At 74.0% G+C, this 25,295-nt stretch carries 23 protein-coding genes and 1 pseudogene; 15 read left to right on the top strand and 9 right to left on the bottom strand.

The genetic code is table 11. The features are described from left to right. Nucleotides 1-2,172 carry a 3-hydroxyacyl-CoA dehydrogenase NAD-binding domain-containing protein gene (locus tag OH807_RS11430; protein ID WP_406197164.1) on the top strand — a complete coding sequence of 724 codons (2,172 nt, stop codon included), beginning with the start codon at nt 1-3 and terminating at the stop codon, nt 2,170-2,172. 132 nt (nt 2,173-2,304) lie between these two features. Here the strand turns inward: OH807_RS11430 and OH807_RS11425 are convergent, their stop codons facing one another. From OH807_RS11425 to OH807_RS11410, 4 genes are all read right to left on the bottom strand, one after another. Further along, nucleotides 2,305-3,105, bottom strand: coding sequence for a MerR family transcriptional regulator (locus OH807_RS11425; RefSeq protein ID WP_406197162.1), 801 nt, complete (start codon nt 3,103-3,105; stop codon nt 2,305-2,307). Between the two features lie 162 nt (nt 3,106-3,267). Beyond that, nucleotides 3,268-4,368 (bottom strand): isopenicillin N synthase family dioxygenase, encoded by a 1,101-nt coding sequence (locus OH807_RS11420; RefSeq protein ID WP_406197160.1) that lies wholly within the window; start codon nt 4,366-4,368, stop codon nt 3,268-3,270. 451 nt (nt 4,369-4,819) lie between these two features. Next, nucleotides 4,820-5,500: a response regulator gene (locus tag OH807_RS11415; protein WP_406197159.1), complete on the bottom strand. Its 681-nt coding sequence runs from the start codon at nt 5,498-5,500 to the stop codon at nt 4,820-4,822. Continuing rightward, nucleotides 5,452-7,023, bottom strand: a complete 1,572-nt coding sequence (locus OH807_RS11410) for a sensor histidine kinase (RefSeq protein ID WP_406197156.1) — start codon at nt 7,021-7,023, stop codon at nt 5,452-5,454. Before OH807_RS11410 ends, OH807_RS11415 begins: the two co-directional genes overlap by 49 nt. Before the next feature lie 401 nt (nt 7,024-7,424). Between OH807_RS11410 and OH807_RS11405 the strand changes: the two genes are divergently transcribed. Together OH807_RS11405 and OH807_RS11400 are read left to right on the top strand one after the other, a co-directional pair. Further along, a complete protein-coding gene (locus OH807_RS11405) occupies nt 7,425-8,072 on the top strand; it encodes an ABC transporter ATP-binding protein (protein ID WP_406197154.1) in 648 nt (215 codons plus the stop codon). After that, nucleotides 8,069-10,432: an FtsX-like permease family protein gene (locus tag OH807_RS11400; protein WP_406197151.1), complete on the top strand. Its 2,364-nt coding sequence runs from the start codon at nt 8,069-8,071 to the stop codon at nt 10,430-10,432. Before OH807_RS11405 ends, OH807_RS11400 begins: the two co-directional genes overlap by 4 nt. 150 nt (nt 10,433-10,582) lie before the next feature. On the opposite strand, the gene OH807_RS11395 is transcribed toward OH807_RS11400, so the two are convergent. Beyond that, nucleotides 10,583-11,344 (bottom strand): MerR family transcriptional regulator, encoded by a 762-nt coding sequence (locus tag OH807_RS11395; protein ID WP_406197150.1) that lies wholly within the window; start codon nt 11,342-11,344, stop codon nt 10,583-10,585. Between the two features lie 293 nt (nt 11,345-11,637). On the opposite strand from OH807_RS11395, the gene OH807_RS11390 reads away from it, so the two are divergent. Continuing rightward, nucleotides 11,638-11,985 carry a DoxX family protein gene (locus OH807_RS11390; protein WP_406197147.1) on the top strand — a complete coding sequence of 116 codons (348 nt, stop codon included), beginning with the start codon at nt 11,638-11,640 and terminating at the stop codon, nt 11,983-11,985. Nucleotides 11,986-12,145: 160 nt separating this feature from the next. On the opposite strand, the gene OH807_RS11385 is transcribed toward OH807_RS11390, so the two are convergent. After that, nucleotides 12,146-13,042, bottom strand: coding sequence for a LysR family transcriptional regulator (locus tag OH807_RS11385; RefSeq protein ID WP_406197146.1), 897 nt, complete (start codon nt 13,040-13,042; stop codon nt 12,146-12,148). Between the two features lie 194 nt (nt 13,043-13,236). On the opposite strand from OH807_RS11385, the gene OH807_RS11380 reads away from it, so the two are divergent. The 4 genes and pseudogenes from OH807_RS11380 (at nt 13,237) to OH807_RS11365 (ending at nt 15,816) form a co-directional block, all read left to right on the top strand. Then, nucleotides 13,237-14,247 carry a DMT family transporter gene (locus OH807_RS11380; RefSeq protein ID WP_406197143.1) on the top strand — a complete coding sequence of 337 codons (1,011 nt, stop codon included), beginning with the start codon at nt 13,237-13,239 and terminating at the stop codon, nt 14,245-14,247. Next, a pseudogene (locus OH807_RS11375) lies at nt 14,244-14,792 on the top strand (MFS transporter); the annotation flags it as partial. The gene OH807_RS11380 and the pseudogene OH807_RS11375, both read left to right, overlap by 4 nt. A gap of 130 nt (nt 14,793-14,922) precedes the next feature. Beyond that, the gene (locus OH807_RS11370; protein WP_406211465.1) at nt 14,923-15,324 is read left to right on the top strand and encodes a hypothetical protein; all 402 of its coding nucleotides are present in this window, start codon (nt 14,923-14,925) and stop codon (nt 15,322-15,324) included. An 18-nt stretch (nt 15,325-15,342) separates the two neighbouring features. Next, nucleotides 15,343-15,816 carry an SgcJ/EcaC family oxidoreductase gene (locus OH807_RS11365; protein ID WP_406197141.1) on the top strand — a complete coding sequence of 158 codons (474 nt, stop codon included), beginning with the start codon at nt 15,343-15,345 and terminating at the stop codon, nt 15,814-15,816. Nucleotides 15,817-15,884: 68 nt separating this feature from the next. On the opposite strand, the gene OH807_RS11360 is transcribed toward OH807_RS11365, so the two are convergent. Then, complete coding sequence (locus tag OH807_RS11360; RefSeq protein WP_406197139.1) at nt 15,885-16,799, bottom strand: oxygenase MpaB family protein; 915 nt, start codon at nt 16,797-16,799, stop codon at nt 15,885-15,887. Nucleotides 16,800-17,102: 303 nt separating this feature from the next. Here OH807_RS11360 and OH807_RS11355 point away from each other — a divergent pair, with 303 nt between their 5' ends. The 3 genes from OH807_RS11355 (at nt 17,103) to OH807_RS11345 (ending at nt 19,923) form a co-directional block, all read left to right on the top strand. After that, the gene (locus OH807_RS11355; protein WP_406197137.1) at nt 17,103-17,504 is read left to right on the top strand and encodes a YciI family protein; all 402 of its coding nucleotides are present in this window, start codon (nt 17,103-17,105) and stop codon (nt 17,502-17,504) included. Between the two features lie 134 nt (nt 17,505-17,638). Continuing rightward, entirely contained in the window at nt 17,639-18,883 is a 1,245-nt protein-coding gene (locus OH807_RS11350; protein ID WP_406197135.1) for an RNA polymerase sigma factor, read from the top strand. Nucleotides 18,884-19,122: 239 nt separating this feature from the next. Further along, nucleotides 19,123-19,923: a class I SAM-dependent methyltransferase gene (locus tag OH807_RS11345; protein WP_406197132.1), complete on the top strand. Its 801-nt coding sequence runs from the start codon at nt 19,123-19,125 to the stop codon at nt 19,921-19,923. 38 nt (nt 19,924-19,961) lie between these two features. Here OH807_RS11345 and OH807_RS11340 read toward each other — a convergent pair whose 3' ends face one another. Further along, nucleotides 19,962-20,627 (bottom strand): response regulator, encoded by a 666-nt coding sequence (locus OH807_RS11340; RefSeq protein ID WP_406197130.1) that lies wholly within the window; start codon nt 20,625-20,627, stop codon nt 19,962-19,964. Further along, entirely contained in the window at nt 20,624-21,781 is a 1,158-nt protein-coding gene (locus OH807_RS11335) for a sensor histidine kinase (RefSeq protein WP_406197127.1), read from the bottom strand. The genes OH807_RS11340 and OH807_RS11335 overlap by 4 nt, the downstream gene beginning before the upstream one ends. Nucleotides 21,782-21,913: 132 nt before the next feature. On the opposite strand from OH807_RS11335, the gene OH807_RS11330 reads away from it, so the two are divergent. The 4 genes from OH807_RS11330 to OH807_RS11315 all read left to right on the top strand — a co-directional run bounded on the left by OH807_RS11330 (nt 21,914) and on the right by OH807_RS11315 (nt 25,131). Further along, entirely contained in the window at nt 21,914-22,834 is a 921-nt protein-coding gene (locus tag OH807_RS11330; RefSeq protein WP_406197125.1) for an ABC transporter ATP-binding protein, read from the top strand. After that, nucleotides 22,831-23,730: an ABC transporter permease gene (locus OH807_RS11325; protein WP_406197123.1), complete on the top strand. Its 900-nt coding sequence runs from the start codon at nt 22,831-22,833 to the stop codon at nt 23,728-23,730. Before OH807_RS11330 ends, OH807_RS11325 begins: the two co-directional genes overlap by 4 nt. 102 nt (nt 23,731-23,832) lie before the next feature. After that, nucleotides 23,833-24,552, top strand: a complete 720-nt coding sequence (locus tag OH807_RS11320; RefSeq protein ID WP_406197121.1) for a formylglycine-generating enzyme family protein — start codon at nt 23,833-23,835, stop codon at nt 24,550-24,552. 159 nt (nt 24,553-24,711) lie between these two features. Further along, nucleotides 24,712-25,131, top strand: coding sequence for a hypothetical protein (locus OH807_RS11315; RefSeq protein ID WP_406197120.1), 420 nt, complete (start codon nt 24,712-24,714; stop codon nt 25,129-25,131). The last annotated feature ends 164 nt before the right edge of the window (nt 25,132-25,295 follow it).

Below are 25,295 nucleotides of genomic sequence, written 5' to 3'. Positions count from 1 at the left end.
ATGAGTGACACCACCACCATCCGCTGGGAGCAGGACCAGGACGGCGTCGTCACCCTCGTCCTCGACGACCCCACCCAGTCCGTCAACACCATGAACGAGGCCTTCACGGCCGACTTCGACGCCACCGTCGCCCGCCTGGCCGGCCTCGGCGACGAGCTGCGCGGCGTCGTCATCACCTCGGCGAAGCCGACCTTCTTCGCCGGCGGCGACCTCCGGGTGATCTCCGCCGCCCGGCCCGAGAACGCCGACGCCGTCTTCGAGAAGTCGATGCTGATCAAGCGGGCCCTGCGGAAGCTGGAGACGCTCGGCAAGCCGGTGGTCGCCGCCGTCAACGGCAGCGCCCTCGGCGGCGGCCTGGAGATCGCCCTCGCCTGCCACCACCGGATCGCCCTGAACACGCCCGGCGCCCGGATCGGCCTGCCCGAGGTCACCCTCGGACTGCTCCCGGGCGGCGGCGGTGTCGTCCGGACGGTGCGGCTGTTCGGCATCACCGACGCCCTGCTCAAGGTGCTCCTGCAGGGCCGCCAGTACCGGCCGGCGCAGGCGCTGGAGCACGGCCTCGTCCACGAACTGGTCGACACCCCCGAGGAGCTGACCGCCCGGGCGCGCGCCTGGATCGAGGCCAACCCGACCGCCGTCCAGCCCTGGGACGTCAAGGGCTACCGGATCCCCGGCGGCACCCCCAGCACCCCCGCCCTCGCCGCCCATCTGCCCGCCTTCCCGTCCAACCTGCGCAAGCAGCTGGCCGGCGCCCCCTACCCGGCGCCGCGCAACGTGCTCGCGGCGGCCGTGGAGAGCGCCCAGGTCGACGTGGACACCGCGATGGTGATCGAGGCCCGCTACTTCACCGAGCTGGCCTGCGGGCAGACCAGCAAGAACATGATCCAGGCGCTCTTCTTCGACCTCCAGGCGGTCAACTCCGGGGCCGGCCGCCCGGCCGCCGTCGAGAAGCGGACGGTCCGCAAGGTCGCCGTGCTCGGCGCCGGCATGATGGGCGCGGGCATCGCCTACACCTGCGCCAGGGCCGGCATCGAGGTGCTGCTCAAGGACGTCACCCCGGAGGCCGCCGAGCGCGGGAAGGCCTACTCCGCCGGACTGCTGGACAAGGCCGTCGCCCGCGGACGCTCCACCGAGGCGCAGCGCGACGCACTGCTGGCCCGGATCACCCCCACCGCCGACGCCGCCGACCTGGCCGGCTGCGACGCGGTGATCGAGGCCGTCTTCGAGAACCCCGAGCTGAAGCACAAGGTGTTCCAGGAGATCGAGGGCGTGGTGGCACCGGACGCGCTGCTCTGCTCCAACACCTCCACCCTGCCGATCGGCCTGCTCGCCGAGGGCGTCCGGCGCACCGCCGACTTCATCGGCCTGCACTTCTTCTCCCCGGTCGACAAGATGCGGCTGGTGGAGATCATCCGCGGCCCGGAGACCGGCGACGAGGCGCTGGCCCGCGCCTTCGACCTGGTCCGCCAGATCGACCGGACGCCGATCGTGGTCAACGACTCCCGCGGCTTCTTCACCTCCCGGGTGATCGGGCAGTTCATCAACGAGGGCGTCGCGATGATCGGCGAGGGCATCGACCCGGCCTCCGTCGAACAGGCCGCCGCGCAGGCCGGCTACCCCGCCAAGGTGCTCTCGCTGCTGGACGAGCTGACGCTCACCCTGCCCCGCAAGATCCGCAACGAGTACCGGCGCGCCGTCGAGGAGGCCGGCGGCAGCTGGACGGCCCACCCGGCCGACGCGGTGGTGGACCGGATGGTGGACGAGTTCGGCCGCCCCGGCCGCAGCGGCGGCGCGGGCTTCTACGAGTACGGCGAGGACGGCCGTCGCGGGCCGCTCTGGCCGGGGCTGCGCGAGCACTTCACCCGCGCCGACGTCGCCGTCCCGTTCGAGGACCTCAAGGAGCGGATGCTCTTCAGCGAGGCGTTGGACTCCGTCCGCTGCCTGGAGGAGGGCGTGCTCACCTCCGTCGCCGACGGCAACGTGGGCTCCATCCTGGGGATCGGCTTCCCCGCCTGGACGGGTGGCGTGTTCCAGTACATCAACGGCTACGAGGGCGGCCCGGCGGGCTTCGCGGCCCGCGCCCGGGAGCTGGCGGCCGCCTACGGCGAGCGCTTCGCGCCGCCGGCCCTGCTGGAGCGGATCGCGGCGGAGGGGCGAACCTTCGGGGACTGAGGGGACTGAGGGGACTGAAGGGGGCTGGGGGCCCCTGAGGCCCTGAGGGCGGCCGGCTGCCGGGTGGTTCCGGTGGCCGGCCGCCGGGCCGGGCGCATGGTTGGGCGCGCCGCCGGGCCGGGCGGGGTTCCGTCAGCCGGGCAGGTCCGTGCCGTCGTGCCCGGGCCCGGGGCCGCGGAGCTCCTCGCCCAGGCCTTCGCCGAGCTCTTCGCGGAGCTCCTCGCCCAGCTCTTCGCGGAGCGACCGTTGGTAGGCCGTGACCAGCGCCTGCGCGACCATCGGCTGGATGTGGTCGGTCAGCGCCTTCATCCGCTCCAGCTCGTCCGCCGCCGGCTCGCTCTCCCGGTACGGCCGCCAGACCGTCTCGCGGAACAGCCGCTGCAACTCGTGCGCCGTCGCCCGGCTGTGCTCCACCACCACGGCGCGCGCCGCCAGCAGCGTCTCCAGCGGGATCGGCACGTCCAGGATCCGCACACCGAGCGGCAGCAGCCCCGGATCCACCCGGAACACCTCGGTGTCCGCCGTCCGCTCCAGTGCGCCCATCGCGACCAGCCGGTCCACCTGGGCCTCCGACAGGGCCCGCCCGGCCCGCCGCTCCAGCTGCGCCCGGCCCAACTGCTCGGGTGCCTCCGGCGTCCACGAGGCCACCAGCGCGCGGTGGATCGCGAGGTCCATCGGGCTGCTGTCCTGCGGCAGCCGCGCGAGGTAGCGCTCGATCGCCGCCAGCGTCAGGCCCTGCCGTTGCAGTTCCTCGATCAGCCCCAGCCGGTCCAGGTGGTCCGCCCCGTACAGGCCCACCCGGCGCGGTCCCAGTTCCGGCGGCGGCAGCAGGCCCTTGGCGCTGTAGAACCGCACGGTGCGCACCGTCACCCCCGCCCGGGCCGCCAGCTCGTCCACCGTCAGTCGCCCGTCCACGGCCTCCCGCGCCCCCATCCGTAGCCTCCGGCTCTGTCGCACCATTGCTGTGACAGCAGCAGTGTGACAGTGCTGCCCCACCGCGTCCACCGTGCTCACCGGGCCCGTCCCGATCACTTCGGGGCCCCCGACGACGCCGGCCCGCCCCGAGGTGATCGGGACGGGCCGGCGCCGTCGGGCTCAGGAGCGGGTCGGCCGCGCGGGGCCGGCGGCGTCCACCAGCTCGGGGTGGTGGCGGCGGGTGACCTCGGGGTGGGCGCGGGTGTAGCCCTTCCACTCGTTCTGGCCGAAGTCGGCGAAGAGCGGGTTGGCCGGGTCCTGGGTGGCGCCGGGGGCGTGGTGGGCGAGCGGGAAGTCCAGCGGCGCGACGTGGGCGTCGAGGCGTGGGTTGTAGAAGAACGGGACGGAGAAGCGCTCCCGGGCGCCGGGCGGGCTGACCACGCGGTGGCTGGTGGCCTTGAGGTAGCCGTCGGTCGCGACCTCCAGCAGCTCGCCCAGGTTGACCACGAAGGCGCCCTCCATCGGCGGCACTTCGAGGAAGCTGCCGTCCGGGCGCTCCACCTGGAGGCCGCCGACGGTGTCCTGGAGGAGGAGGGTGATGAAGCCGTAGTCCTTGTGCGCGCCGACGCCCTGACCGGCACCGTCGGGGGCGGTGCCCGGGTAGCGGACCAGCTTGAGCCGCAGGTGCGGGTGCCCGGCGAAGGCCTCGTCGTAGAACGCCGGGCTGGCACCGATCGAGGTGAGCAGCTCGTGCAGCAGCCGCCGGGCGACGTCGCCGAGGCGGTCGATCCAGCCGAGCGCGGCGGTACGCAGCTCGGGGAGCGCCGCGGGCCACTGGTTGGGGCCCTCCAGCCACCAGTACGGTGGCTCGCCGTCGGCCGGGACGTGCGCGGGCAGTTCGGCGCCGATGTCCAGCTGGTCGCGCCAGTCCTGGCTGCCGCCGGTGCGCTCGTCGCCGGTGCGGGTGTAACCGCGGTAGTGCGGGGAGTTCAGGTTGCTCACGGACAGCCGGTCCGCCTCGGGGAGGGTGAAGAAGGCCCGCATCGCGTCGGTGAGCGCCGCCGTCTCGGCCGGGGTGATGCCGTGGCCGACGAGCTGGAAGAAGCCGACGCCGGTGGCCGCGGTCCGCAGCTCGTCGTGCAGCCGCAGCCGGTCGTCGGCGCTGCCGTGGGCGAGCGAGAGGTCGATCACCGGGAGGGCGTCCGTGGAGCCGGACGTGGAGCCGGACGTAGCGCCGGACGGGGTGCTGGAGGGGGTGGTGGTGGGGTGCTGCTGCGACATGGGTGACATCCGCTGGGTCTCGTCCCGACCGTCCCGGTGATCGACCGGGGGCGCCGGGGCCACGCCTGGTGCGGCGGGTGCCCGGGGGCCGGGAAGGGGGACGCGGCCGGGTGAGGGCCGCGCGTGAGGGTGGGAGGCGCGAGGTTCAGCCGGAGCGTCGACAGGACATGCTCGTCACGCGGAGCAGGTCCACGTGGCGGCGGCGAACAAGTATGAGCACCTCACCAGCCTAGATGACGGTCGGATGTGCGGGGAGACCCAGGGTCGCAAGACTTGTCATGGACGTGCCCAGTGGCTGAATTCCGCCGCCCGGGTCGGGGTAGCAGGGACTGTCCGGGCGGCAGGGCTTGCCGAGCGACTGGTGGGGACGGCCGGGGCGGTGCGGCCGGCGGGGGTTGTGGCCGGTGGGGTCGGCGGGGTCGGCCGGTCCGACTGGACCGGCCGACCCCACTCAGACGCGGAGGCCGTCGAGGTTCTTGGGTTCGTTGTGGTCGTTGAGGTAGGCCAGCACCGCGAGCACCCTCCGGTTGTCGTCGTCCGAGGGCAGGAGGTCCAGCCGGACGAAGATCGACGCGGTGTGTTTGGCAACCGCCCGCTCCGTGATCACCAGCTGCTGGGCGATCGCCGCGTTCGACCGGCCCTCCGCCATCAGGGCGAGCACCTGGCGCTCGCGGGGACTGAGCGTGGCTACCGGCCCCGAGGCCGAGTTGTGGGTGAGCAGGCGGCTGATCACCTCCGGGTCCATCGCCGTACCGCCGCGCGCGACCCGGCGGACGGCGTCCAGGAACTGGGCGCCGTCCATGACCCGGTCCTTGAGCAGGTAACCGATCCCGCCGCTGCCGTCGGCCAGCAGCTCGCGCGCGTACAACTGCTCGACGTACTGCGACAGCACCAGGACCGGTAGCCCGGGCCAATTCTGGCGTGCGGCCAGGGCGGCACGTACGCCCTCGTCGGTGAACGACGGCGGTAACCGGACGTCCACCACGGCGATGTCCGGTCGGTCCGCCGCCACCGCAGCCAGCAGCTCGTCACCGCGCTCGACGGCGGCGGTCACTGTCATGCCGTTCGCCTCCAGCAGCCTGGTCAGACCGTCCCGGAGGAGGAAGAGGTCTTCGGCGATGACAACGCGCACGGGATCTCCAGCTGTGCGATGGTGGGGCCGCCCGGTGGGCTGCTGATGGCGAGCACCCCGTCGAACGCGGCCAGCCTGCGCTCTGTTCCGCGGAGCCCGGTGCCCTGGGACGAGTCCGCGCCCCCGCGTCCGTCGTCGGTCACCGTGATCCGCAGCAGTCCTTCGGCGCCGGCGCCGGCGTGGCCGAGCCGGTGCCCGGTGGCCGGCTCGTGCTCGGGGTCGCGGTGGTGGCGGTCGTGGTGGTGCTGATCACGGCCGCGGTGGTGGGCGGTGTCGTGCCCGATCTCGATCCAGACCAGGCCGGCCGCAGCGTGCTTGACCACATTGGCGAGCAGCTCGCTCACCGCGAAGTACGCCGCCGACTCGACCGGCGCGGGAGGCCGGCCCGACAGCCCCCCGGTGAACCGGACCGGCAGGGGCAGGTCGAGTGCCATCGCCCTGAGGGCATCGGCCAGACCTCGGTCGGCGAGCACCGGAGGGTGGATTCCCCGGACGAGGTCGCGCAGTTCGCCCAGAGCCTTGGCCGAGGATGTCCGGGCCTCGGCGAGCAGCGGCCGTATGGCCTGTGGGTCGTGGTCGAGGAGCTGCTCGGCCACGCTCAGCAACATGCCCAGCGCCACCAGCCGGGCCTGCGCGCCGTCGTGCAGGTCCCGTTCAATCCGGCGCAGCTCGGCCGCACCCGCGTCGATGGTGTCCGCCCTGGTCCGGGCCAGGTGGCTGACCTGGAGCGCCAGCTCCACCCGCCGGCTCTCTCCCAGGAGGGCCCGGGCCGCCCGCTCGTACCCGGCCAGCACCGGGCGCGCGGCCCAGAGGACGACCAGTGGGGCCAACCAGAGCGCGAGCAGGTAGAGCGCCATCGGCGAGATGAACGGACCACCGCGTCCGAACACCTGGACCAGCACCGGGATCAGCAGGAGCACGATCGCCGCGAGCAGCGCCATACTGCCGGAGAGCACCGCCCAGGCGGTGTCCCGCCAGGTGGCCGGGTCCCCCGGCCAGCCGCCGGCCTGCCGCCAGAGCTGCCGCCACCGCGGGCCCCCGGCGGCCGTCGGCCGGTACGGGGACGTTATGGCCGCACCGCTCCAGCGTCCGACCAGCCGCCTCGTCTCCACCGCCACCCACCGTGCGGCGATCACCCCGAGCATCAGCAGTGGGAGCGCCAGCAGCAGTGCACCGGAACGGCCGCTCGGTGCCGCGCCCCCGTAGACCACCGTGGCGGTCACCGCCAGCACGCCGGGGGCGAGCAGCGCCGCTCCTGCGGCCCGGCCGGCCGCTCCGGTGCCCCAGCTCAACACCCAGACGGCGACCGGCAGCACCGCCAGGAATACCCCCGTCAGAGCACGGAGTCGGTCGGGCTCGGGGGAGTCGACCGGGCCGAGCAGGGCGGCGAGCACCAGTACCGGCCCGGCCACGACGGCGACGGCCCCCGTGACCGCCAGGACGACCGCGTACAGCGCCCGCACACTGTCCACCAGCGCACGGCCCGTCCGAGTGGCGGCCCTGGTCACGATCACTGCGCTCATCCCGCACCTCCAGTCCCGCAGCGTCCATGCGCGGCAGCATCTCGCAGGGCCCGGATCGGGCCCCGTCGGTCCTTGCGGTGGCCAGTCTGCCGCGGGGGCGGTGGGCCGCGCTGGGGGCCTGAACACCGAATCGGAGGTGTACCTGAATACACCTCAAGGAGACCGCCCAGCCGTCTGTCCGGCCCGTGGCTCCCATTCGTAGCGTCGTCCCCGTCAGCCGGTCCGGGGCCTCCCGGCGCCGGATCCGCTCCCGACCGCCAGGGCAGGGCCCTGCCCGCCGCCCCCGTCACCGTCCCGTCCAGTCCAGTCCCACCACCGTCCCCGTTCCCGTTCCGCAGGAGGGCCCGTGACCGCGCCGATCATCCGGATCCGCGACGTCAGCAAGACCTACGACACGTCCGATGCCGCCCGCCCGGCGGTCGCCGGGCTGGGACCTGGAGGTCCGGGCCGGCGAGGCACTCGCGGTGCTCGGCCGCTCCGGCAGCGGCAAATCCACCCTGCTCAACCTGATCGCCGGGCTCGACCGCCCCACCAGTGGCAGCGTGACGGTGGACGGCGTCGCCGTCCACGAGCTGGGCGAGGCGGCGCTGGCCGAGTACCGGCGGGCGCGGATCGGGATGGTGTTCCAGTTCTTCAACCTGCTGGACGACCTCAGTGTCGAGGACAACGTGCTGCTCCCCGCCCAGCTGGCCGGAATGCGCCGGGAGCGGGCCGGTGCCCGCGCCGCCGAGCTGCTGGACCGGCTCGGCGTGGCCCGCTACGCCCGGACGTTCCCGGGGCTGCTCTCCGGCGGTGAGCGCCAGCGCGTCGCACTGGCAAGGGCCCTGATGAACCGTCCGCCGCTGCTGCTCGCCGACGAGCCGACCGGTGCGCTGGACACCACCTCGGCGGGGGACGTCCGGGCGCTGCTCACCGAGCTCAACGCGGAGGGTCAGACGATCCTGCTGGTCACCCACGACACCGCGCTCGCCGAGACCTGCGCGACCCGGACGATCGAGCTGTTGGACGGTCGCCTGCACCGCGACACGGCCGCGGAGGCCGTCCGATGAGCGCCCTCGGCAAGGTGGTCCGGGCCGGGGTGGGCCGCAAGCGGGTGCAGACGCTGGTGATGGTGCTCACCACGATGACGGCCGTTACGGCCTGCGTCCTGGCCACCGGGCTGCTCGCCGCCGCCCAGGGACCGTTCGACCACGCCTTCGCCCAGCAGCGCGGTGCCCACCTGAACGTCCTTGCCGACCCGGCGGCGGCCACCCCCGCACAGCTCGCCGCCGCCGCGCACGCCCCGGGGGTGACGGCGACGGCCGGTCCGTACCCGGCACTGGCGCTGCGGCCGCGCGTGGGGAAGAACACCAGCGTCCTGCCCGAGGGCGCCGCACTGGCCCCGATGACCCTGGTCGCCCGCACCCGGGACGAACCGCTGGACAGCCTCCGGGTGACGCTCGGCCGCTGGCTCGCCGGACCGGGAGAGGTCGTCCTCCCGGACGGCCGGTCCCCGCTGGCCCTCGGGGACCGGATGACCTTCCCCGACCTGCCCGGCAGCCCGACGCTGACCGTGGTCGGGCTGGCCTCCTCCGTCTCCTGGAGCGCGGACGGCTGGGTCGCTCCCGAGCAGGCCGCCGCACTGACCGCACCCGGCACCGCACCACCCCGCCAACTGCTCTTCCGCTTCGCCCGGGCCGGCACCGACGCCGAGCTGAACGCGGACCGGGCGGCGCTCGCGGCCGCCCTGCCGCCGGGTGCGCTGACCGGCGCCTCCTCCTACCTCCCGGTCAAGCAGCACGCCGACCGCACGGCCGAGACCTTCGTCCCGTTCGTCGTCGCCTTCGGCCTGCTCGGCCTCGCCATGTCGGTGCTGACCATCGGGGTGGTGGTCAGCGGCGCGGTCACCGCCGCCGTCCGGCGGATCGGCATCCTCAAGGCGCTGGGCTTCACCCCCGGGCAGGTCGCCCGCGCCTACGTCGGCCAGGCGCTCGTCCCGGCCTCGGCCGGGACAGCGCTCGGCGTCCTCGGGGGGAACGCGCTGGCCGTCCCGGTCCTCGGCCTGGCGGACCGGGCACTGCGCAGCGGACTGCTCGGCATCCCGCTCCGGGTCGACCTGGTCGTTCCGGTGGCGGCGCTCGCCGCGGTGGCGGGGACGGCACTGGTCCCCGCGCTGCGGGCCGGCCGGCTGCGGACCGTCGAGGCGCTCGCGGTCGGCCGGACGGCGCCGCGAGCGCGGTCGTGGTCCTCCCGGACCACCGCGGCGGCCCGGCGGCTGCTGGCCCGGCTACCCGTGCCTCGGGCACTGAGCCTGAGTCTGGCGGGCCCGCTCACCCGGCCGGTGCGTACGGCCACCACCATGGCCGCTGTGCTGCTCGGCACGGTCGGGGTGACGCTCGGTGTGGGTCTGGCGGTCTCCCTGAACGGGATCCAGGACGGCCTCAATGCCGGCCATACGGGGGCGGTCGTCGCCGAACCGCCACGGGACCGCTCGGCCGGACCGGTGGACCACGTGGACGAGGCCGCCGTGGTGGCAGCGATCACTACCCGTCCGGGCACCCAGGCCTGGTTCAGCACGGTCGCCGCTCCGGTTTCCGTGGCCGACCGCACCAGCAGGGGCGGCGTGGTCGCCTTCGACGGTGACTCCGCCCGGAGCGGGTACCGGATGATCTCCGGGCGGTGGTTCCGCGGCGGCGGCGAGGCCGTGGTGGGGTCCGGATTCCTCCGTATCAACCAGGTCGCGGTCGGCGACACGGTCACCCTCACCGATCACGGCCGCAGCACCCCGGTTCGGATCGTCGGCGAGGCCCTCTCCCCGGACGACGTGGTGCTGACCGACCGGTCCACGCTGGTACCTCTCGGCACCGTCGTACTGCCGGCCTCCGTGCGATTCCACGTCGACCTTGCTCCCGGCACCGACCGGCGCTCCTACGCGGACGCGCTGGACGAGACGCTGAGGCCGCTCGGCCTCGGCGCGGAGCCGGGCGAGGCGCGGGTGAACATCACCGTTCTCGCGATGAACTCGCTGGCCGCAGTGCTCACCCTGTTGCTCGTGGTGGTGGCCGGTCTCGGAGTGCTCAACACCGTACTGCTGGACACCCGGGAGCGCGTCCACGACCTCGGAGTGCTCAAGGCCATCGGGATGTCGCCCCGTCAGACGCTGGGGATGGTCCTCACCTCGGTCTGCGGAAGCGGCCTCCTCGCAGGTCTGGTGGGCGTCCCGGTGGGCGTCACGGTCCACCATTGGATCGTCCCGGCGATGGCCCGCGCCGCAGGGACGGGCGTACCGGAGGCGGACCTCGCGGTCTTCGAGCCGTCAGTGGTCCTGCCGCTGGCGCTCGGCGGGCTGGTGATGGCCCTGCTCGGTGCCCTGCTGCCGGCCACCTGGGCGGCCCGCACCCGGACGGTGACGGCACTGCGCACCGAGTAGCGGCCGCCCGGCAGTTCAGCAGCCTGTGAGCTCGCCGGACTGTTGGCTCGCCAGTGCGCCAGTGCGCCAGCGCGTCAGTGCGTCAGTGCGTCGGGCAGTCTCCCCGGACCCCGTCCGTCCGGGGAGACTGCCCACCCCGGCCGGGGCCGGTCAGGTGAGCCGGGCGGTGGCGTAGGCCTCGATCGCGTCCCGCTGGTAGGCGGCGAGGCCCGGGGCGATCGCCTCGTACGCGGCGCGCCACTGCTCGTTCTCCACACACGAGCGGCCCATCGCCCGGTACTCCTCGGCGGTGACCGGCCGCAGGGCCGTGACCGCCCGGTACTGCCCGTCCACCTCGGCCTGCACGGCCCCGGCGTCGGGCGGCGTGCCGCCGGCCATGAGCTCGGCCAGCCGGATCATCCCGGCGGTGCGCTCGCGCTGCCCGGCCACGATCTCGGGCTCGGTCATCGTCGCGGTGACCCGTCCGACCTCCGCGGCCAGTCTGGGCCACTCGCGCAGGCTGTCGCCGTACTGGGTGGGCCGGATGCCCTCGAAGAGGTTCTCGGGTCGGTTGATGTCGGTCATGGGCGTGCCGTCCTTCCGTGATCGTTCCAGCTCGGTGATCGTGCGGGAGACGGTGGCGGCCAGGGCATCGAGCCGGTCGCGTTCGGAGACCAGCTGCCGGTGGTGGCTGCGCAGCGCCTCCAGTTCGTCCACCTGGGCGGCCAGGATCCGACCGATCTCGGACAGGCTCACACCGAGCGCCCGGAGCACGAGGATCTGTTGCAGTCGGAGCAACTGCCTTTCCTCGTAGTACCGGTGGCCGTTTGAGCCGATCCAGGCCGGTGGCAGCAGCTCGACCTCGTCGTAGTGCCGGAGCGTCCGGGCGGTCACACCCGACATCCGCGCCACTTCCGCAATCGGCCAGGCCATTACCGTCTCCTCTCGGCGGGCCGGTTCCTCCGGCCCCGAACAACACGGTAGGAGCTTCCGTTGCGGCAACTTCAAGCCCCCGCCGGGTGCTGCTGCGCGGGCTCTTCGAGCCCTGCCCCTGTCACCGGTCCGTGCACGTGCACCGTGCCGCCGGGACGGCGGCGGAAAGTTCTTCGGTCGTGTTGTCACATCCGGGGCGGGCGGCGGGTCAGTGGAGTGTCGAAGCAACGGCAACGAAACGGGCGGAGCCCCTTCCGCCCGTTCGTGTCCACCAACGAAACCGGAGTGTCACCGTGTCCGTCGCCTATGTCGTCCTCGCCGTGGTCAGTGCTCTGTGGGTCGGCTTCTCCGGTGTGTCGCTGGCGCGTCGCGCGGAGTTCGTGACCCAGCCGCTCGTCGAGTACGGTGTGCCCCGCTCGTGGTGGATGCCGCTCGCGCTCGCCAAGCTCGCCGGTGCCGCGGGCCTGCTGGTCGGCCTCGCCGTACCGGTCATCGGCGTCGCCGCCGCGGTCGGCCTGATCCTCTACTTCCTCGGCGCCGTGGTCACCAACGTGCGGGCCCGCTCGTACAAGACCGTTCCCTTCCCGCTCCTCTACCTCGCCCCCGTCGCGGTCACCCTGGCCCTCGGTCTCGCCGCCTGACCACGGGCCGACGTCGGCGCCGGTTGGGTCGAAGGCCGAAGGTCGAAGCCCGGGTGCGGGTGCCCCGGCCCGACCCGGGCCACCCGGATCGACTCCAGGAGCCCCCCGCTCCGGCCCGCCGCTCCGTCCTCGCCTGCCGTCCCGCCCCGGCCGTCCCCGCTCAGACGGCTCCCGCGGTCTCCCGGAGCGCGCTGACCAGGCGGGCGAGCACCGGCCGGCCCCAGGCGGACTCCCGGACGGCGGCGTGCAGGGAACGGACCGGTTCGGGGGTGCGCAACCTCCGGACGGTGACGCCGGGGTGGCGCCGTGCGGCGAGCCCGAGCAGCGGGACGAGTGCGATGCCGAGCCCGGCCGCGACGAACCCCTGCGCCGTCGGGGAGTCCTCGCTGTCCACCGCGAACTCCGGGTGGAACCCGGCCTCGGCGCAGGCGTCCAGGACGGCGTCGAGGCAGGGGCCGGGCCGTTCGCTGCCGACCCAGGGCTCGTCCGCGAGGTCGGCGAGGTCGAGGACGCGCTTCGCGGCGAGCCGGTGGCCCTTCGGCAGCACGGCCCGGTACGGGTCGTCGAGCAGGTGGACGAGGCGCACGCCGGGCGGGGCCGCGTCGCGGGGCCGGACCACCACTGCGAGGTCGGCCCGTCCCTGCACCACGTCCTGGAGCGGGTCCGTGGGGTCGGTCATGCCGAGGTCGAGCCGGACGCCCGGGTGGTCGGCGCGGAAGGCGGCCACCGCGGGGGCGACCAACTCGGCTCCGGCGGTGGCGAAGTAGCGAATCGTCAAGGTGCCGCTGCGGCCGGCCAGCAGATCGGCGAGCGCCGCTCCGGCCGCCGCCACCCGGCGTTCGATGCCGGCGGCGTGCTCGGCCAGAAGCAGCCCGGCGGCGGTCGGCCGCACGCCGCGCCCGGCGCGTTCGAGGAGGGCCGTCCCGGTCTCCTTCTCCAGTGCCGCGACCTGCTGGCTGACGGCGGACGGGGTGTAGCCGAGCGCCGCGGCGGCGGCGCTCACCGAACCGCTGTCGACCACGGAGCGGAGTACCTGGAGGCGTCGCACATCGAGCATGCAGTCCAGCTTAATGGTTATGCAGAACATTTCACTTGTCCTGTCGCGTCACGGCAGGCAGCGTTCCTCCTACCGCTCCGCGTTTCCCGTCGGGACGGTTCCCATCACGACGTTCCCATCACGACGTTCCCATCACGACGTCCCCCTCACCGCCCCGGGAGGGGCCGACGAAAGGCAGGTGTTCCGTGCTGCGGATGGCCGTTCTCGCCCTGCTCTGGGGGTCGGGCTTCCTCTGGACCGCGATCGCCCTGCGCCACGGGCTCTCCCCGCTCCAGATCACCGTGCTGCGTTCCGCGTCGGGGGCCGCCGTGCTGCTCCTGCTCGCCCGGTCGGCCCGCCGCCGCCTGCCGCGCGGTGCGGCACTCTGGCGCCGGCTCTTCGTCGCGGCCTTCCTCTGCAACACGCTGCCGTTCTTCCTGACCGCCGTGGGCGTGCGGAGCGTGGGTTCGGGCCTGGCCGGGGTGCTCAACGCGACGACCCCGCTCTGGTCCCTGCTGATCGGCCTGGTGCTCGGCACGGAACGGGGTGGACACCCCCTGCGCCTCGGCGGCCTGGTGCTGGGCTTCGCGGGAGTGCTGCTGATCTTCTCGCCGTGGCAGGGCGGCCCGCCGGGGAGCGGGGTGCCGGACGGCGGCGCGTTCGGCTGGGGCGTCCTGGCCCTGCTCGGTGCGGCCGCCGGTTACGCCGTCGCCTTCACCTACATGCGGCGGGTGCTGACCGACACCGGCACCGACCCGCTCGCGCTCTCCGCCGCCCAGCTCTCCGCCGCGGCCGGGCTCAGCCTGCTGGCGCTGCCCGCCCCCGGTGGCACGGCGGCCGGGTTCGACGTCACGGCGCTGGTGGCCGTGACCGTCCTCGGGGTCTTCTCCACCGGGCTCACCTTCCACCTCAACTACCGGGTGATCGCGATCGAGGGCGTCACCGCCGCCGCCACCGTCGGCTACCTGCTGCCCGTCGTCTCGACGGTGCTCGGCGCGATCGTCCTCGACGAGCCGTTGAGCCTCCGGACCGTTGCGGGAATGATCGTGGTCCTGGCCGGCGTCTTCCTGACCCGGTACCACGGTGCACGACCGGCCCGCCCGACGCCGCCGGTCCCGACCCCCGCGCAGCCCGTCCCGTCGCCCCCGACCCCCGCATTGCCGCGCCCGCCGCTCCCGAGCCCCGCCGCGGCCGGCCCCGGACACCACCGAACGAACGGACCATGAACCCTGAATCGCCCTGGCGGACATCCGACTTCCGCACCCTCTTCACCGCCACCGCGCTCGCCCAGCTCGGCACCAACATCGGCTACGTCGCCCTGCCGCTGATCGCCGTCACCGTGCTCGACGCGAGCGCCGGGCAGGTCGGGGCGCTCGCCACCCTGAGCACCCTCGCCTTCCTGCTGATCGGTCTGCCCGCAGGAGCCTGGGTGGACCGGATGCGCCACCGCCGCGTCCTCGTCGTCGCGGACCTCGTGAAGGCCGTCCTGTACGCCTCCGTCCCGCTCGCCTGGTGGTTCGGGGCGCTCACCCTCGGGCAGTTGTACGCCGTCGCCCTGCTCAGCGGCGGTGCGACCGTCTTCTTCGACATCGCCTCGCAGAGCGTGCTGCCGAAGTTGGTGGGCCGCGACCACCTGGTGCAGGCGAACGCCGCAGTGGTCGGGCTGATGGCCGTCGGCAACATCGCCGGGCGCAGCGCGGGCGGCGCCCTCGTCCAACTGCTCACGGCGCCCGCCGCCCTCGGGGTGACCGCCGTGAGTCACCTCGCTTCGGCGCTGCGGCTGATCGCCCTGCGCCGCACCCCGCTGCCCGGGCCGGCCGCCGGCCGGGGCAGCGGGGTGCGGCCTCGGTGCGCAGATCTCCGAGGGGCTGCGGCACGTCCTCGGGCTGGCGGGCCTGGCCGTGGCGCCCGCCGGACTGCTGATCCCGCTGATCGGCGACGGTGCGATGCTCTACGTGGCTGGGTTCGGCTGGTTGCTGCTGCTGTTCAAGACCGGGATGGACAACGTGCTCGGCGTCAGCCTGCGCCGGCGGATGACCCCGGACGCCCTGTTCGGCCGGATGAACGCCACCTTCCGGTTCCTGCTGACGGGTGCGCTGGCGATCGGTGCGGCGCTGGCCGGCCTGCTCGGTGAGCTCGTCGGGCTCCACCCGACCCTCTGGCTGGGCGGTCTCCTGCTCGCCTCGGCGTTCCTGCCGGTCTTCTGCTCCCCGCTCCGCAGCCGGCGGGGCCTCCCGGGCGGGCCGGCCGGGCAGCCCGCCGGCCCGGAGCCCGCGCAGACCCTTGACCTCAAGCGGACTTGAACAACCATCATGGCCGTCATGAACGCGAATGCAGCCGACACCGCCCAGAACCCCGCCGCCGCAGGCACTGCCACGGACGGCGCCCCCGATGCTGCCACCGCCCGTGAGACCGAGGCCATCGCGCAGGTCGTGGCCGCCGTGCAGCACGCCCAGGTCAACGAACTCCCCGAGGATTTCATCGGCCTCTTCCGGGCCGACGCGATCTGGACCACCGGCCACGGGAAGCGCCTCACCGGGCGGGAGGAGATCGCCGAGTTCACCCGCAAGGTGCTGCCCGGCGCCTTCGCCGGCAGCGGCAACACGGCCCGGTACGAGGTGGTGCACGTCCTCTTCGTCCGCCCCGACGTCGCCGCCGTCAAGGTCCGCCAGCGGTACTTCGGCCCGGACGGCGAGCCGGTCGGCGGTGAGGGCAGCCCGCTCTACGTGATGGCCAAGGAGGACGGCCGCTGGCTCCTGACTGCCTGCCAGAACACCCTGGTGCTGGGCGAGTAACCGGCCGGGTAGCTGACCGGGTGGCCGCAGGAACGGCTGGGGCCGACGCACGACCGGGCCCGGCCGGGTCACTTCCCGTCCGCGACCTCGGTCGTCCCGGTGGTCCCGGTGGTCCCGGCCGGGCGTGCGGCGTGCGGGAAGGGGCAGCCGCCGGCCGGGCCCTGCCCGTCCTCGAAGGTGCCCAGCTCGCCGATCCGGTAGCCGTGGGGGTACCCGGGGTACCCGCGGACCTGGCGGCCGTCCCGGGCGAGGTGCGGCTTGCGGCGGGGCGGGAGGAGGCGGACGAGGCGGCCGCGCAGCCACATGCCGGTGCGGACGGCGCGCCGCAGGGCGGCCGGCGGGGCCGGGTAGCCGAAGGCCTCGCGCAGCGGGTCGTCCAGGAGGCAGACGGAGGAGACGCGCATGGAGGGGCGCAGCGGGGCCGGGTACCAGGAAGCCATCAGTCCGAGGGTGGCGTCGGAGACGTCGCGGCCGCCCTGGTCGTAGCCGAAGTGGGCGCGCTCGTAGTCGTCGAGCAGCCGCTCGAACTCCTCGTACGTCTCCGGGATGCCGCTCAGGCCCATGTGGCGGCCGAGCTCGCGGTAGTAGTTGGTGGTGGCCCGGACTTCGTGCGGCGAGTACGGGCGCCAGCCGTAGTCGTCCAGCCAGCGTTTGGGGACGACGACGAAGGTGGCGAGCACGTACAGGAAGTCGTCGTCGGAGATGTCGTACCGGCGGTGCATCTGGTTCATCCGCCGGATCGCCTCGCGGCCCTGCTCGGAGCCGAAGCCGTGCTCGACCACGGCCTCAAGGATCAGCACGGTGTCGTCGTACCGTTTCTGCGCCCGCCGGGTGAACTCGCCGGTCTGCGCGAGCAGCCGCCCGATGCTGGGCACGGCGTAGGTGCGGTAGAGCGCGAAGCCGAGCGACTGGGTGGTGTCCCAGGGGAACTCGTACCAGCTGCTGATCCGGTAGATCTCGGTGAATTCGGTCTCCGGATCCATGCGCTGAATCCGCTTCAGCCAGTCGTATCGCTGCACAGGCCGACCCTAGGGGGAGGTCTGGGGCGGGTCAACGCGGTGACGGCGGCCCCGGGAAGGCCGGGCGGGCCGACCCGGGGCCGGTGACAGGCCGGTGACAGGCCGGTGACAGGGTGTCGCTGCCCGGGTGCGGTGCGAAGTTCCCGCTAACTTTTTCCGGGGATTCGCGGGAAATCCCGCCGGGGATGTCGCAAACGCCGGGCGTGCTTCTACCTACCCGTGAGAGCGCCCCGCCCCGGGGCAGCAGGACGAACGAGGAGCAAGGCCATGAAGTACATGCTGCTGATGCAGTTCAGCGAGAAGAACGTCGACTTCCCCAAGCTCGACGAGTGGAAGCCCGAGGAGATCCAGGCGCACATCCGGTTCATGAAGGACACCAACACCGCGCTCGCCGAGGCCGGGGAGCTGGTGGACGCCCAGGGGCTGGCCATGCCGGAGACCGCCCGGATCGTGCGCTCGCACAGCGGCGGCGCGCCGGTGATCACCGAAGGCCCGTTCCCGGAGAGCAAGGAGTGGGTGGCCGGCTGGTGGATCGTGGACTGCGACGGCGAGGAGCGCGCGATCGAGATCGCCGCGGCCGTCTCGGCGGCGCCCGGCCCGGGCGGGTCGCCGCTGAACATGCCGATCGAGGTCCGCCAGGTGATGTCGGCGCCGCCCACCGAGCTCTGACCGCTTCGGACGTTCGACCGCCCACCGCGATCGACCGCCTCGGACGGCCGACCGTCCGTCGCCCGCGCCGTCCGCCGGGCGGCGCGCCCCGGGCACCTTCCCGCCACCCACCGGTCTGTGAGCACAATCGAGCCGTGACCGATCCCAGCCCGGGCATCGACGACCTGCTGCGCACCCTCGCGCCGCAGGTCGTCGGCGTGCTCACCCGCCGCTACGGCGACTTCGCCACCGCCGAGGACGCCGTCCAGGAGGCCCTGCTGGACGCGGTCACCCAGTGGCCGGTCGAGGGGCTGCCGCGCAACCCGCGAGGATGGCTGATCCAGGTGGCCGGCCGGCGGATGACCGAGCTGGTCCGCAGCGAGCAGGCCCGCCGCCGGCGGGAGGACGTGGTGGCCGGGCAGCAGCCGGCCGACCGGCTCACCGCGCCGCCGGCGGACGCCGGGGGCGGGGCGGACCGCGACGACACCCTCACCCTGCTCTTCCTCTGCTGCCATCCGGAGCTCTCCCCGCCCTCGGCGATCGCGCTCACCCTGCGCTCGGTCGGCGGGCTCACCACCGGGGAGATCGCCCGCGCGTTCCTCGTCCCGGAGACGACCATGGGCCGGCGGATCAGCCGGGCCAAGCAGCGGATCAAGGAGACCGGCACGGCGTTCCGGATGCCGGACGCCGCCGAGTGGCCGGCCAGGCTGGACGCGGTGCTGCACGTGCTCTACCTGATCTTCAACGAGGGGTACACCAGCAGCGCCGGGCCCGACCTGCAGCGCGTCGAGCTGGCGCGGGAGGCGATCCGGCTGACCCGGGCCGTCCACGCACTGCTCCCGGACGACGCCGAGGTGGCCGGGCTGCTGGCACTCATGCTGCTCACCGACGCCCGCGGCCCGGCCCGCACGGGCCCGGACGGCGGGCCCGTCCCGCTCGCCGAGCAGGACCGCGGACGCTGGGACGCCGCCGCGATCGCCGAGGGCGTCGCCCTGGTGACGGCGGCCCTGCCGCGCGGACCGGTCGGTCCGTACCAGGTCCAGGCGGCGATCGCGGCCGTCCACGACGAGGCGCCGACCGCGGAGGCGACCGACTGGCCGCAGATCCTCGCGCTGTACGGGGTGCTGGCCCGGATCTCCGACAATCCGCTGATCACCCTGAACCGGGCGGTGGCGACCGCGATGGTGGACGGTCCGGCCGCCGGGCTGGCGTTGCTCGCCGGCCCGCCGGACGGGCTCGCCGGCCACCACCGGTTGTACGCCGTCCGCGCGCACCTGCACGAGCTGGCGGGCGACCGGGCCGCGGCGATCGCCGACTACCGCGCCGCCGCCCGCCGCACCGCCAGTCTGCCCGAGCGCCACCACCTCAGCCTCTGCGCCGCCCGGCTGGCCAACCGGTAACCCCGGCTGTCCAACCGGTAACCCCGGCTGGCCAACCGGTAACCCTGGCTGTCCAACCGGTAACCCCGGCTGGCCAACCGGTAACCCTGGCTGTCCAACCGGTAACCCCGGCTGGCCAACCGGTAACCCTGGCTGTCCAACCGGTTACCCCGGCTTTCCAACCGGTAACAGGGGGACGGCAGTTACGCCGGCAGCGATCGGACGCCCGGGCCGGCGCGGCGGGTGCCAGACTGCACGGTATGACGACAACCGGACCGATCCAGGACTTCTCCGGGGACGTGGCCGCCTACTACGCCGCGTACCGGCGCGGCTACCCGCCGGCCGTCCTCGACGCACTCCGGTCCGCCTTCCCGACGGCCGACGGGGCCGTCCTCGACCTGGGGTGCGGTACCGGGCAGCTCGCCCTCCCGCTGGCCGGGCGGGCCCGCACCGTGATCGGCATGGACCCCGAACCGGCCATGCTCGGGCTGGCCCGCGCCGCCGCCGAGCGGCAGGGCATCCGCAACGCACTCTGGCTGCTCGGCTCGGACGCCGACGTCCCCGCACTGGCCGGTGTCCTCCCGGAGGGGCTCGCCCTCACGGTGATCGGCAATGCCGTGCACTGGATGCGGCACGAGGAGCTCTTCCGCGCGTTGCACGCCCTCACCCGGCCGGGCGGCGGTGTCGCGGTGATCGCCAACGGCACCCCGGTCTGGGCCCAGGACAGCGACTGGTCGCGCGCCCTGCACCGGGCGCTGGCGGAGCACTTCGGACGCCCCCTCGCCGCCTCCTGCGGCACGGCCGCCGCCGACCGTGACCGCTACGCCGCGGCGCTGGCCGCCGCCGGGTTCACGGACGTGCACGAGACCGTCGTCGACTACCCGGACGAGCTGACCTTCGAGCAGCTCCTCGGCACCGTCTGGTCCGCGATTCCCGCATCCGAGCTGCCTGCCCCGGCCGACCGCCCGGCCTTCGCCGACCGCCTCCGCGCCGCCCTCCCCCCGGAGCGCACCGGCTACCCGGAGCACGTCCGGGTCTCCCTCCTCACCGGCCGCGGGTAGCCGGGCTCCCGCAGAGGGGGCGGGCGGCCGGGCCGGGGTCAGCGGCCCGGCTCGGCGAGGCCCGTCTCGTAGGCGGTGATCACCAGCTGGACCCGGTCGCGGGCGCCCAGTTTGCTGAGCAGGCGGGCCACGTGGGACTTGGCGGTGGCGACCGAGATGTAGAGCTCGTCGGCGATCTCGGCGTTCGAGCGGCCCCGGCCGATCAGGACGAGGACCTCCCGTTCGCGCTCGGTGATGCCTTCGATCACCGCGGCCGGGCGGGGGGAGGTGCCGGTGACCGGGCGGTCGATGAAGTCGGCGATCAGGCGCCGGGTGACGCCCGGGGCGATCAGGGCGTCGCCGGCGGCGACCACCCGGACCGCCGCGAGGATGTCGTCCACCGCCATGTCCTTGACGGCGAATCCGCTCGCGCCGGCCCGGAGTGCGCCGTGGACGTGCTCGTCCTCGTCGAAGGTGGTCAGGACGAGGACGCGGGTGGTGTCGGAGGCGGCGGTGATCAGGCGGGTGGCCTCGATGCCGTCCATGCCGGGCATCCGGATGTCCATCACGACCACGTCGGGGTTCAACTCCCGTGCGAGGCTGACGGCTTCGGCGCCGGATCCGGCCTCGCCGACGACGTCCAGGTCGGGGTGGTCGGCCATGATCACGCGCAGGCCGGAGCGGACCAGCGGTTGGTCGTCGGCGAGGACGACGCGGATGCTCATCGGGCGCCCGCCGGGGCCGTGACGGGCTCGGGCAGGGGCTCGGGCAGGGGCAGCCGGGCCGTCACCCGGAAGCCGCCGTCGGAGCGCGGCCCGGCGCTGAACCGGCCGTGCAGCAGGCTGACGCGCTCCTGCATGCCGGTGATGCCGAAGCCGGATTCCGTCGTGCCGGTCCTCCCGCGCCCGTCGTCGAGGATCTCCACGGACAGCTCCTCCGCCCCGTAGTCGATGGCCACCCGGCAGTGCCCGGTGTCCGCGTGACGGACCACGTTGGTCACCGCCTCCTGCACGATACGGTAGGCCGACAGGTCGATGTCGGCCGGCAGCCGGCGCCGCTCGCCGGTCCAGCTGACCTCGACCAGGACGCCCGCGTCGGCGGTCGCCGTCGCCAGCCGTTCGATGTCGTCGAGCCCCGGGGTCGGGGCGAGCGGCGCGGAGCCCGAGCCGGTGGCCGGGTCGGCCTGACGGAGCGCCACCAGGGTGCGGCGCAGCCCGGCCAGGGTCTCCCGGCTGGTGGACTCGATCGCCCGTAGCGCCTCGCGGGCCTCCGCCGGCTGGGTCTCGATGACCCGGCTGCCGACCCCGGCCTGGATGGCGATGATGCCGATGCTGTGCGCCACCATGTCGTGCAACTCGCGGGCGATCCGCAGGCGTTCGGCGGTCACCGCCTCGGCCACCTCCTGCGAGCGGAGCTCGGCCGCGTGCTCGTGGCGTTCGCGGACCAGCAGGCCGACCGTCCCGGCGGTGACCAGCGCCATGAGGGCGATCACGGCGAAGCCGAACAGCTGCGGCCCGTGCGCGAAGGCACCGACGACCAGCAACTGCAGCAGGGCCGAGGTCGCGACGGCGACGACCGAGGTGCGTCGCGGCCGGGTGGCGACGACGAAGCCGAGCGCGAGGTCCACCGCCAGGAACGTGAAGAACCGGTTCGGGCTGTGGTCCTGGCCGCACCACATGATGCTGAGTGCGCCGAGCGTCGTCAGCACCACGGCCGCCACCGGGTGCCGGCGCAGCAGCCCGACGAGCAGGCTGCAGGCGAGCAGCGACCCGACGGCGTGCAGGGTGCCGGTCGCGCCGCCCGCGCCGCCCAGCAGCAGCATCAGCATGACGGGGTAGAGCCCGCTCCCGCCCCAGGTCATCAGCCTTGTCTTCGTCATCCGGCGAGACTAGCCGCCGGCCGCCGGCGGGGCATTGGCCGCGAGGAGTACGCCCGCGGGCGGACCGGCCCGGCCCGATTGCCGCCCCCGGCCCGATGCCCGCGGGTGGGGTGGGACGGAAGAGTCGGTGCCGTGATCGAAGTCAACGAACTCACCAAGAGCTACGGCAGCAGGACGGCTGTCGACCAGCTGTCGTTCATCGTCCGGCCCGGGCAGGTCACCGGGTTCCTCGGGCCCAACGGGGCCGGCAAGACCACCACGATGCGGCTCCTCCTCGGTCTGGACGCGCCGACCGCCGGCACCGCCACCGTCGACGGTGTGCCGTTCCGCAGTCACCCCCGGGGCCTGCGGCACGCCGGTGCCCTGCTCGACGCGGGGCACGTCCACGGCGGTCGGACGGCGAGCGCCCACCTGGCGGCGCTGGCCCGCAGCAACGGCCTCCCGGCGCGCCGGGTGGCGGAGGTGCTGGAGGAGGTGGGCCTCGCCGGGGCGGCGCGCCGCCGGATCGGCGGGTTCTCGCTCGGGATGAAGCAGCGGCTCGGCATCGCCGGCGCGCTGCTCGGCGACCCGCCCGTGCTGATGTTCGACGAGCCGATCAACGGCATGGATCCGGAGGGCGTGCTCTGGGTGCGCCGGCTGTTCCGCCGGCTGGCGGCGGAGGGCCGGACGGTCTTCCTCTCCAGCCACCTGATGTCGGAGATGGAGCAGACCGCCGACCAGCTCGTCGTCATCGGCCAGGGCCGGCTGATCGCCGCCGAGTCGGTGCGCGACTTCGCGGCCCGCAGCACCCGGCAGGCCGTCGTGGTCGGCACGCCGCAGGCCGCCGAGCTGACCGGGCTGCTGACGGCGGCCGGTGCCACGGTCGAGCCGGAGGGTCCGGTCGGGGCCGGACGGCTCGTCGTGACCGGGCTGCCCGCCGAACGGATCGGTGCGCTCGCCTTCGAGCGCAGGATCGAGCTGACCGAACTGACCACCCGCAGCGCCTCCTTGGAGGAGGCGTTCATGGAACTGACCGCCGACCACGTCGAGTACCAGGCAGGACGGACCCGATGACCGCACGCACCTCCGCCGCTCCCGCTGCTCCGGCCGCTCCCGCTGCTCCGGCCGCCCCCGCGGCTTCCGCCGTCCCGGGCGGCCGGGCCGGCACACCGCCCGCCCGCTTCGCCGACCTGGTGGCCGCAGAGTGGATCAAGCTGCGCTCGCTGCGCTCCACGCCGTGGCTGCTCGCCTTCGCCACGCTCTTCGTGATCGGCTCCTCCGCGGCGGCGTCGTTCGCGGAGTCCGCCAATCTCGGCGGGACGGACATGACGGTCCGGCCCAACGAGGGGTTCCTGGTGTTCGACGCCTACCCGGTGCCCGGCTACCTGACGCTGATGCTGGTGGCCGGCAGCATCGGGGCGCTCACCGTCGTCGCCGAGTACGGCACCGGGCTGATCCGCGCCACCACGGTGGCGGTGCCGGCCCGCGGCTCGGTGGTGCTGGCCAAGGGGGCGGTGCTCGTCGCGGTCTGGGGCGTGGTCGGCACGGTGATCTCGATCGGTTCGTTCGTCGTCTCCCAGGCGATCCTGAGCGGGCGTCACGCCGACGTCCCGTTCGGTCACCCCGGGGTGCTGCGGGCCGTGGTGGTGTCCGCGCTGGTGGCGCCGGTCTGCGCGGTGGTGGGGCTGGGCATCGGCGTGCTGGTCCGGCACGGCGCGGCGGCGACGGCCACCACGGGCTTCGTGCTGCTGATGCTGCCGGTGTTCTTCTCGACCTCCGTCCGCTGGTCCGCCGACGTCAACCACCTGATGGTGTCCTCCGCCTGGAAGCGCCTGGTGGAGCACTGGTCGCCGCCGCCGGGCAGCGGCTTCAACTACGCCACGGTCTCCGGGTCGTGGGCGGTGCTCGCGATCTGGCCGATGGCGGCGCTCGTCCTGGCCCTGGTGGCGGTCCGGCGCCGCGACGTCTGACACGATGCCTGCTGGGTGTCTGCTGGGTGTCTGACGCAGTGTCGGGAGAAGCGTAGGGGGGCTGTCGGGCGGTCCGCGGGCACCCCTTAGGATCGCCTGCTCATGGACACCTCTGCGGAAAACCCGATGATCACCGTCCCGGCGGGGCGGGTGACGCTGTCCGACCGCCGGACGCAGCGCAGTTGGCCGGTGGAGCTCGCGCCCTACCGGCTCGCTGCGGTTCCGGTCACCCAGGCGCTCTACGCGGCGGTGACCGGTGACCGGCCGGGCGCGACCCGGGGCGACCGGCTGCCCGTGGAGGGCGTCTCCTGGTGGGACGCGATCCGCTTCTGCAACGCGCTGTCCCGGCGCGAGGGGCTCACCCCCGCCTACCGCCTCGGCCCCGACGGCGGGGGCGGCGGGGGAACGGAGGCCGGCCGGGACGGGGACGGCACCGAGGGCATCGCCTGGGACCGGGCCGCCGACGGGTACCGGCTGCCGACGGAGGCCGAGTGGGAGCACGCGTGCCGCGCCGGCACCGACGGCCCGCACTACGGCCCGCTGGACGAGATCGCCTGGTACCGCGGGAACTCGGAGGAGCGGATCCACGAGGTGGGCGGCCGGTCGGCCAATCCGTGGGGCTTCCACGACATGCTCGGCAACGTCTGGGACTGGTGCTGGGACGTGTACGACGCCGAGGTCTACGGCGGTTACCGGGTGCTGCGCGGCGGCGGCTGGTTCGACGAGCACTGGAGCTGCCGCGCCTCCGCCCGCCGCCGCAGCCACCCGACCTACCGGGTCGACGACGTCGGCTTCCGCGTCGCCCGTTCGCTGACCGGCTGACCGGCTGACCGGCCGACCGGCCGAGCCGCGGGCCGAGGTCCGGCCCGGGCCGCGGTTCGCAGCCCCGGCCCGCGGGTGGACGGGCGGGCCGGGAAAGGCGTTGATCGGAACCACCTCCCTCCGGGAGGATGCCGTCCATGACGAACCGACGAAAGGCCCATGGCGCGTAGACGCCCGGGGCAGGTGCGCACAGCACCGTCGCGCGGGCTCCGTCCGGAGCCCGGCAGGAAGACCGTTTCCGGCGTCTCGGCGCGCACGCAGCGCGAGATCGCCGTGTTCGAGGACGCACACGCGTGGCCGGGGGCCGTCGCCGACGCGATGGCGCGCTGGACCGGTACCGTCCACGGTCCGGCCCGCGGGCTGACGGACCCGTCACTTGGTGGCTGCGGTGTCGAAGCGTGTTGTCCCTCCGAAGCGCACCCGCGGGAGATGCTGGAGCAGGCCCTGCGCGGGCTGCGGACGGAGGCGTCGCGCGAGCTCCGGCGGCGGGTGCGTCCGCTCGACGAGCTCTACTGCTCCCGCACGATCGTGGACTCCTACGGCGATCCGTCCCAGCCGTGGTGGATACGGAGATGCTGAACCTCGTACCGGGGGATGCCGCGTAAGCGCCCCTCCGCCGTCCGGCCGGGGCCCGGGTCGTGCCCGCGGTGCGGCACCGGGCAGGACTACTGCGAACGGTACGACGCGGCGCTGTGCCCGGCGTGCGACGAGTGGCGTGAGGGCGTCTGCGGTGATCCTGACTG

This window comes from Kitasatospora sp. NBC_01560 (assembly GCF_045208415.1).
Taxonomy (GTDB): domain Bacteria; phylum Actinomycetota; class Actinomycetes; order Streptomycetales; family Streptomycetaceae; genus Kitasatospora.
This window is presented reverse-complemented; position numbering and strand designations above follow the sequence as displayed.